Consider the following 7,253-nt stretch of genomic DNA (forward strand, 5'->3'; position numbering starts at 1 on the left):
ATTAATCAGTAATGAATAACTTATTTTTCTGTGCTATTCTGTTCCCGATAGCCATCAGGATGTGGGAATAAAATACAATACATTTATTTCCCGCAGACCTCACAGAATAGCACAGATCGTTTAGGGTAACCGCTAATATACTCTTCCTAATAACGATTAACCTGTAACGGATAACGATTCTAATGCAGTTTATTCCTCAACACAAGCACCGAAGTCTTATCCCGTCTCCACTGCTCCATTAACGAAGGCGGAACATTGTATTCAAAGTCGAGTGCACCTAAGAGTATATCTATATCTTTATCCCGGTCAATATCAATTGCTTCCATCGTTATCCAGCGGCCGGTTGATGCAAGGAGCGTAGTATGCGGAACAAATTTACCGTCCTTGTTTTCAAGGTATACAAAACTATGCTCCGGATGGTGTTTATAGTCAGGGAAGAAAGCGATTGCTGCTATATCAAGGTCGCCATCGCTATCGAAGTCGGCAGTCTGCGATTGAAAGGCACCGTATAGCGGATAAAAAGCAGACTCTTCAAAATGATTGGTGCCATCGTTCATAAATACACGCACCCCGTGATACGGTTTTAATGTGATCGAGTAATCGGCATTATCGCCATTCGTATATACTATATCCGGTTTCCCATCGCGGTTGAAATCTGCCAGCTCGAAATAGCTGCTGCCATATACCGGCGGGAAGCGCAGCACTGTATTCACACGAAAGTCGAAGCCACCTTGGTTTAACAGCATGATGATACGTTCATCGCCTTGCGTCATCAGGGCTATAATATCCGGGAAGCCATTATTATCAACATCTTTAATCACAGTGTTGCGGGCACCCGGAGCATTGATGAGTACATGTTTTTTGTACTGGTTGTTTCCCAGGTTTTCGTATGCCAGCAAAGCGCCGGTATAATTTCCAAACGAACAGATGATATAGTCTGTGAGCCCGTCTTTGTTGAGATCAGTCTCTTGCATATTTACCGGACGCTGCAAACCGCTCAACACTGTATGAGGCTGCTTTTTCAGTGTTACGATCTTGCCCCGCAACAGATCATTCGGATCCATCATCCCCATGAGCAGTATAGAGGTGCTGTCGCGATGGAAATATATATCGGAGGGTGGACTTTCCAGTACAGCAGAATCCTGGACAATAAATTGATCAGACAATGTATAGAATTTAGAAAGACGCGTTCCTATATATACTTTTTTGTGCAGCGAATCTGCTTTCACTACAGTAACCAGCGGTACCGTGTGTTCCGGTAATGAAATCGTGGTTGGCTCAAATTGTTCCAGGGGCTGCGTAGCAGTAACAGGGGGAAGCGTTAGTGCATCAGGAGCCAGGCGGTCGTAGTAATTCCTGATCATATCAAACTCTTCCTGCGATACCATAGGTTTATCCGGGAGCGTTTGCAGTACTACATTCCGGTCTTCATCTGATAGCTGCATAATTAGCTTCATATCTTCGAAGCCCATGCGAAAGGCCATCTGCGGCAAAACATGTTCCTTCCATATTTTTTTGGTGAGGAGGGAAGGATCGGGAAAAGAGTGGCAGCTTCCGCAGTATTGTTTGGCGAGTCGCTCTTCTTTTTGCCGGGGTGTTTCGCATGCTGTAACACAGAGTATACAAATGCACGCAATGCAGGCGAAAAGAATGTAATACTGCATCCTATTATATACTATAAGGAATTGGTGAAGCAATAGGCTATAATATTGGCGCCCATGCGCAGAGCCTGCTGTCGTTTTTCTTCCGGATCGTTATGGATGCGTTGATCTTCCCAGCCATTGCCCAGGTCGCATTCATACGAATAGAATACTACGAGCCGCCCTTCGTAGATCAATCCGAAGCCTTGCGCAGGTTTACCATCGTGTTCGTGAATTTTAGGAAGACCTTTCGGGAAATCGAATTTCTGATGAAAGATCGGATGATCGAACGGTAACTCTACCAGCTCCAGTTCCGGAAATACCTTCTTCAATTCAATGCGTATGAACTTATCGAGGCCATAATTGTCGTCAATATGCAGGAAGCCACCCCCCGTCAGGTATTTGCGCAGGTTGCTGGCATCGGCATCGGTGAATACCACATTGCCGTGCCCCGTCATATATATATAGGGATATAAAAATATATCGCGGCTGCCGGCTTCTACTATATCTTCCTCATCAGCAAGCGCCATGTTAAGCTCGCGGTTACAAAACTCAATCAGATTGGGCAAAGCCGTTTTATTGGCATACCAGTCGCCACCTCCCTGGTATTTGAGTTTAGCGATCTTTACAGGGATCTGTGCAACGCTCTCCAGCACACATAAAAGGCTCAGAATCAGAATTAATCTTATTCGCATGGTTACAATATCCTGTTTAAATTCTTTAATGACCAAAAATAATTTTTTTCGGGTGTTAAACCTTTAAACCCGGCCACAATCTAAACCGCAAACACAACAGAAAATTCACCATTTTATGAAAATCACAAATCTCTTCACCCGATCATCATCTTTAAGCCTGATCGCTGCTATAGCGCTGATGGCATCCTGCCAGGACGAAGATAAGCGTTTAACAGCATCCGATTCACAGGATATCTCCGAAGAAGCTGTAACGGATTCTTACTACCAGGACCTGGATGATATGGGAAGCGTGGCCATTGCAACACCCAGCGATGCCCAGTTAAGCACCGGCAGAACAGAAGAATCTGTTACGATCACGGTTGACGACCAGCGTTTCAGCTGCGCAACGGTTACGTTAGTGCGCGATGCTGCTTCTACAGCTGATGTTCCTAAAGGTACCATTACCGTTGACTTTGGAACGGGCTGTACAGATGCAAGAGGTAATATCCGTTCCGGTAAATTGATCTTTGCTTATTACAAGAGACGTTTCCAGCCGGGTTCGACTGTGGTGGAGACAACTGATAATTACTATGTTAACGGAATAAAGCTCGAAGGCACACGTACTTCCACCAATGTTACCGGCAGCACAGCCGATGCTCCTAAATTTAACGTAGTGCTGACGGGTGGTAAAGCTACCTTCCCCGATAATGCTGTGGCTACACGCGAATCGAACATCACCTGGTCGTGGGTGAAAGGTGCTACACGTCTGCAGGATGAATTGATTATCGATAAGTCAAGCACAGCCAGCGGTACAACCCGCGGCGGCAGAACCTATACCGTATCGCTGCAGGCAGACCTGGTGTATAAGCGCACATGCTTCATGGCGGTAGAAGGTGTTAAAAAGTACCTGATTGATGGCACCAAAGAAATTGTAATTGACTACAGCGTAGGCGATTGTAAAAATGTAAACGTAACGGTGAACGGAGTTACACACCAGGTTACAGTGAAGTAACAATCATAGCACCTAAATATAAAGAGCCGCTCTGCATCATGCAGGCGGCTTTTTTTGTTTGTGACGATCTGCTGAACGGTGCGCATTTTTAACTTTTAAATTACTATTTTGGTCGCACCCTAGACTGAATCTATGAGTGAAGAACTGCTCAAGGCCATTATACAACTTTTTGCCATCGTTGCTCGTGAGCGTATTACAGAAGATGAACGCACGAAGATCAAGGAGTTTCTCAGCCTTCACCTGAATCGCGAGGCTACAAATTATTATCTCAAATTATTCGATGAGTTCTGCCAGACCAACCAGATCAATACACGGCAGGAGCTAAGCACACTGGATGAAGACACCCAGCAGTTTGTAGACGACTGGGCGAAGATCATGCAGATTGTGAAGCAGGTGAACCAGGCGCTTACCATGCAACAAAAGCTGGTGCTCATCATCAAGATCATTGAGTTGCTGTTTGTAGATAATGATATTTCGGACCGGCAAGGGAACCTTATCTTTTATATCGGGCAGGCGCTAAAGATACCGCAGCACGATGTGCATGTATTGCAGAAGTTTGTAGTAGGGCAGGATATAGATGAGCTTGAATCGAAAGATGTACTCATCATTGATGAAGGTTCGGGAGAGTATGAAGGGCCTCGCCTCATTGAAAAAGACCTTACCGGTCTTATTGCTGTGCTTCGCTTGTCTGACAGTGAGACTTACTTTATAAAATACCTCGGCATTACCACGGTATATCTCAACAGCATTCTGTTGAAAAGCCGTAAGATCGATGTGTTTCCAACCGGGAGCACGATCCGCGGTGATAAAGTGGGGCCGATATACTATAGCGATGTCATCGGTAAATTCCTGACGAAGGAGCATCAAACCACCCTTACGTTCACCGCCGATCACTTGTTCTATCATTTTAAAACAGGGCGTGCCGGTATACAAAACCTGAATATAGCAGAAAGCGGAGGGAAGCTTATCGGGTTGATGGGCGCGAGCGGGTCAGGCAAATCTACCTTGCTGAATGTATTGAACGGATCGGAGAAACCTTCCAGTGGAAGAGTGCTGATCAACGGTATCAATATACACGAGCAGCCACACAAGGTGCACGGCATCATCGGCTATGTTCCGCAGGATGACCTGCTCATTGAAGACCTCAGTGTATTTGATAATCTATACTATGCCGCCAAGCTCTGCTTTGGTCATTATGAAGAGCGGCAGCTCGTGGAGCTGGTGATGCGTACGTTAATGAACCTCGGGCTTACGGAAATACGAAGCCTGAAAGTTGGATCGCCCATGAACAAGACCATCAGCGGTGGCCAGCGGAAGCGTTTGAACATTGCGTTGGAACTGCTGCGCGAGCCCGCTATCCTGTTTGTAGATGAACCTACTTCCGGGTTGTCGTCACGCGACTCTGAAAACATCATGGATTTGCTGAAGGAACTGGCGTTGCGCGGCAAGATGGTGTTTGTGGTAATTCACCAGCCTTCGTCAGATATATTTAAAATGTTTGATACGCTTCTCATCCTGGATGTAGGCGGGTTTCAGATATACTATGGCAACCCGATCGAAGCGGTGATGTACTTCCGTGACATTATGCATGCTGCGAACAAAACACAAGGGGCCTGTCCTGAATGCGGGAATATAAATCCCGAGCAGATCTTTAGCATGATCGAAACGAAAGTGGTGAACGAGTACGGCCGCCTTACCAACACACGCAAGGTTTCGCCAGGGCAATGGTATCAGTTCTTTAAGCAGAAGATCAAGATACCGCGCATCACGCACGTGCAGGAAGCGTTGCCCGTGGCGCAGGAGATTCCCAACTGGGCACAACAGCTCAACATATTCATTACGCGCGATGTGCTGGCGAAGCTGGCCAATCGGCAGTATATGATCATCAACGTACTGCAGGCTCCTTTACTGGCATTCTTCATCGCGTTCATGGTGAAATACTATAATGTGCTGGAAGGCAATCCGAAATATACTTTCTATAACAACTATAATATACCGGTATATTTCTTCATGAGTGTGGTGGTGGCTCTGTTCTTTGGGTTGACTATGAGTGCCGAAGAAATATTCCGCGACAGGAAGATATTGAAGCGGGAGAAATTTCTTCACCTCAGTCGCAGCAGTTACCTGGTATCGAAAGTCGGGGTAATGTTTGGTATATCGGCGTTCCAGACCTTGCTGTTTACCTTGATTGGCAATGCTATACTCGGCATACCGTTGACGGAGTTACGATACTGGTTCATTCTGTTCAGCAGCTCGTGCTTTGCCAATATGCTGGGATTGAATATATCGGCATCGTTCAACTCCGCAGTTACCATTTATATACTGATACCGGTGCTCATCATTCCGCAGTTGCTGCTGAGTGGAGTTGTAATCAACTTCGACCGGTTCAATCCACGTGTAGGCAAACCGATAGGTGTGCCGGCCGCAGGTGAGATGATGGCTTCACGCTGGGCGTTTGAAGCGTATATGGTAACGCAGTTCAAGGACAATCCGTTTGAGAAACAGTTCTATGATCTCGACAAGGTCGCAGCGCAATCAGACTATAAACGGGTATACTATATTCCTGCACTTGAATCGAAACTGGCGTATTGCCTGAATAACCGGTCGCAGTGGCGCAACCAGCAAAACGTTCAGATGGGAGAGACATTATCGTTGTTGCAGAACGAGATCAGAAGTGAGCTTGCCCTGGTGGGAGAGAACAAGCTCCCCGAAGTGGACCAATTGGAGATTGGTAAATTTGATTCCACTGTATACCGGAAGACAATGAGCTTTCTTTCGGTGCTCAAACGCTATTATGGCTCCAGAGGCGATAATGCAGTAACCGCGAAAGAGAAGATGGTAGCATCGCTCACCGCTACGCCTCCACTGGCAGCGGAATTTGAGCGGATGAAACAGGAGTACGAAAATAAAGCTGTGAATGATGCCGTTAAGAATATATCAGCAGCTGATCGCATTGTAGAATACGAAGGCCGGCTGGTGCAGAAGATATATCCGATATACCAGGATGAACACAAGCCGCGACACTTGTTCGATTTTTCTGCAAATCTGTATCAACCTACAAAGCACTTGCTGGGAGCTACTTTTGATACGCTATATTTCAACCTGGCCGTGATCTGGAGCATGACAGTAGTGTTGTTTATCACATTATACTTCGATGGACTGAAGCACTTTATCCGTATACTGGAAGGGCAACGCAGATACAAGCGTAAAGATAAGTCGTAGGTACTAAGTTTTTTATTTTGCAAACCCAATCAACGATGTTATGAATATACGATTGATTATGTTTTTTGCACTACTCGCAGCCGGTATACTTGCGGCCTGCTCAGGCAAAAAAGAAGCTGTAACCGAAGAACATAAAGAGCATGAACATGCGCACGAAAAAGAATCGGCTACAGATGAAGAGTGGAAGGAAATGGATAACTTCCACATGCTGATGGCAGAGGCTTTCCATCCCTATAAAGATTCATCCAACCTGCAACCGGCAAAAGCAAAAGCTGCAGAACTGGCGAGTGCTGCAGAAAAGTGGGTGAGTGCTCCGCTGCCTTCAAAAGTTGATAACGATGATACCCGTAAAAAACTTGACGATCTCAAGACCAGCACTGCTGCCTTTGCAGAGACCGTAAAAAAAGGAGACGACAAAGTGATTGCCGAAGAACTTACCAAGGTGCATGACCTCTTCCATGCTATACAGGAAGAATGGTATGGAGGACATGAGAAATAGCCGCGAGCTATGAGCTGCGAGAGGAGGAAGGCTGCTGGCTGCAGGCATCTGGCTGCTGGAAGAGAGTATAATTAGGTAATGCTAATGTTGAAGCAGCACCTCTGGTTCATGGGTAAGCAGCTATTTTTCAGAGCATCGAACAAGGAATATCGATCAACGAATGTTAAAGTAGTGCACACATCAAATCTCACGCTCACACCTTCAGC

5 protein-coding genes are annotated in these 7,253 nt (G+C 46.0%); 3 read left to right on the forward strand and 2 right to left on the reverse strand.

The window, feature by feature from the left end; all coding sequences use genetic code 11:
* Window positions 1-179: 179 nt before the first annotated feature.
* Both V7Q33_RS02350 and V7Q33_RS02355 read right to left on the reverse strand, forming a co-directional pair.
* Window positions 180-1,664: an FG-GAP repeat domain-containing protein gene (locus V7Q33_RS02350; protein WP_333818774.1), complete on the reverse strand. Its 1,485-nt coding sequence runs from the start codon at window positions 1,662-1,664 to the stop codon at window positions 180-182.
* A gap of 11 nt (window positions 1,665-1,675) precedes the next feature.
* The gene (locus tag V7Q33_RS02355) at window positions 1,676-2,335 is read right to left on the reverse strand and encodes a DUF4159 domain-containing protein (protein ID WP_331975998.1); all 660 of its coding nucleotides are present in this window, start codon (window positions 2,333-2,335) and stop codon (window positions 1,676-1,678) included.
* A gap of 115 nt (window positions 2,336-2,450) precedes the next feature.
* Between V7Q33_RS02355 and V7Q33_RS02360 the strand changes: the two genes are divergently transcribed.
* The 3 genes from V7Q33_RS02360 (at window position 2,451) to V7Q33_RS02370 (ending at window position 7,047) form a co-directional block, all read left to right on the forward strand.
* The gene (locus V7Q33_RS02360) at window positions 2,451-3,326 is read left to right on the forward strand and encodes a hypothetical protein (protein WP_333818775.1); all 876 of its coding nucleotides are present in this window, start codon (window positions 2,451-2,453) and stop codon (window positions 3,324-3,326) included.
* Between the two features lie 132 nt (window positions 3,327-3,458).
* On the forward strand, window positions 3,459-6,548 hold the full coding sequence (locus V7Q33_RS02365) for an ATP-binding cassette domain-containing protein (protein ID WP_333818776.1): 3,090 nt from the start codon (window positions 3,459-3,461) through the stop codon (window positions 6,546-6,548).
* 40 nt (window positions 6,549-6,588) lie between these two features.
* Window positions 6,589-7,047, forward strand: coding sequence for a hypothetical protein (locus V7Q33_RS02370; RefSeq protein ID WP_333818777.1), 459 nt, complete (start codon window positions 6,589-6,591; stop codon window positions 7,045-7,047).
* Window positions 7,048-7,253 lie beyond the last annotated feature (206 nt).

Source organism: Ohtaekwangia sp. (assembly GCF_036786105.1).
Lineage (GTDB): Bacteria > Bacteroidota > Bacteroidia > Cytophagales > Cyclobacteriaceae > Ohtaekwangia.